This window comes from Thermogutta sp., assembly GCF_014359955.1.
GTDB lineage: Bacteria > Planctomycetota > Planctomycetia > Pirellulales > Thermoguttaceae > Thermogutta.
Window position 1 is genome coordinate 1 of sequence record NZ_JACIYL010000789.1, and the last position, 2,021, is coordinate 2,021.

General features: G+C 58.2%; 1 protein-coding gene and 1 tRNA gene. One reads left to right on the forward strand and one right to left on the reverse strand.

The window, feature by feature from the left end; genetic code table 11:
* Positions 1–198 (reverse strand): hypothetical protein (locus H5U08_RS16975; RefSeq protein ID WP_297035792.1); only part of this gene is annotated, 198 nt, incomplete at its 3' end.
* Between the two features lie 303 nt (positions 199–501).
* Here H5U08_RS16975 and H5U08_RS16980 point away from each other — a divergent pair.
* Positions 502–572 (forward strand) — tRNA-Gln (locus H5U08_RS16980).
* Positions 573–2,021: the final 1,449 nt, after the last annotated feature.

Here is a 2,021-nt window from a genome sequence, read left to right on the forward strand (position 1 = left end):
GACAGAACTGTCTTCGTCTCGTAGCGCTTTGCGCAAGGCGGGGATACTTTCGCGGTCGCCAGGACGGTATTGATCCGACCAGCCGCGGGGTCCCGGCCGATTGGTCCGACAGGCTACGCCTCGAGGAATCCGCCTCTCGCAGCGGTTCCGCTTCTGCCGGGCCTTCATCAATAGCCGGGTCCGGAATCTGTGCGACATGGGCAATCCCCGTCGAAGCAACCGCGGGACTCTTTCGGCATATCCGGTGGGAAACCGCTCCGTCGGCGATTCGTGACGAACGTAATTCGGGACAGCCGTGGCGCGGCGACAGGCGCTTCCCTCCGGTCAATCAACCAAGTCGATCCCGGACCTCGGACGACCGCCCCGTGCGTCCCCGACGGAACCTCGGCTTGCCTCCTCACCAAGCGAACGTTAAAAATGAAATAGGCTGGCAACCAGGGGAGCGAAAACCGACGGCGTGAAGAGTCGGGCTTGTTTCCCGGTTCTCGCCAGGAAATCCACTACCCGGTGGTGTAACGGTAACACAAGGGACTTTGGCTCCCTAATTCCAGGTTCGAATCCTGGCCGGGTAGCTCAGAATCGGGGCGCAACTGCCCAGGAACCATTCTCTTTTATCCCGATCCACTCAGGCTGGTAGGGACGTCCTCGCGACTCCGGAATTGTATCTTCCCTTGTCCATCTGAACGCAAACTCAGCCGTTTGGCTCTTGCACTTTTTTCCACTCAGGCCCTCAAAACCCTGCCCATTGACGCAAGCCATCTCTCTATCAGTGCGGAATCCGCCACTGTTCTCGGATAACCTGCTGGCAGGCTGCGAAACCCATGCCCCACCCCCATTTTTGTAAAGACCTGTGACATGCCACAGGCACTATGTCTCATCCGGGGTCTCATTAGGGCAATTCATGAAATTGCCCCTGCCGTTGAATGAGCATCAGAGCCAAGCAGTGGCAGCCTGGTGAGCGAAGTGGATGATCCAGTGTCCCAAACGTTGGAATGTGACCCGACTCTGGGTTCCGCGGAGAGGCTGTTCGGAACGGCATGCTTGTCGTGCCCGCTGACTATGCATTATCCAACCTTGGGAGGCGGACGTGACCGGCACGCCCCTCCGAAAGTGGACCTGACAGCCAAATCCGTCGGCGTGAATCTCGCTCCCACGCGGACTCCCCTGGGGATCTGCATCCTGCTTCGGCAGAGGAAAAGTGGGGGCAAGTCAGGTGAAAGCGACCTCGTCCGGGCTTTCCTTTTGGCAAGAATCACAGGAAGTTGGGAGGTTCCACGGCGGTCGGGCTCAAGCACTCCCTAGCTCCCACCGACGTGGCTTGCGACCAGGGAGTACTCGGCGCCTCCATCCACCCACAAGAACCCGACGGCACAAAATGCGGCGAACTAGGGCAAAAGGCAGACCAGCAGGCTCCCACAAAAACTGGCAAAACAAAGAAAAGCGAGCCAGGGCTACCGCCGCTCAGACGAGACACACAACCCCGCACCAGCCACATCATCTTTTTCAGCAACAACTTAGTGGAGGATAGGGGATTCGAACCAAATTCCGCAAGCGACGATAGAGAAAATACTTCCGACACATCAGGTCACTCTGGTGGCACACAATCCGGCACACTTGGTGACAAAACGGCGGTTGACGGCCTCCCCGGTGAGTCTGCGAACCACGGGATATGACGTGATCTTTTTCCGCCGGGAGGCCGCGGGATGGATCGCTCTCGGGAGGACCGTGAGGCTACGATTCACTTGCGCGCAGTCGCACTGGTTGCACCAGATTCCCTTATCAGTTCCGAGTGGCAACAACGCAAAAGGCTGAGCTAAGGAGTACCCCAGCGGGTCAATTAACGCTGCACTCGCCCTTGGTGACTGTTCGGCAACCGGTGGTTGCAAGCTGTGAAGAAACGCCCGATTCAGCGAGTGGTTATCTACAAGCATCTCGCAATACTCTCTCCAGGCCAGCGGGGTCCTTACACACGACGAATCGCCAACAGCCGAATTCACCGTGATGGTTCACCGCCCGGATCC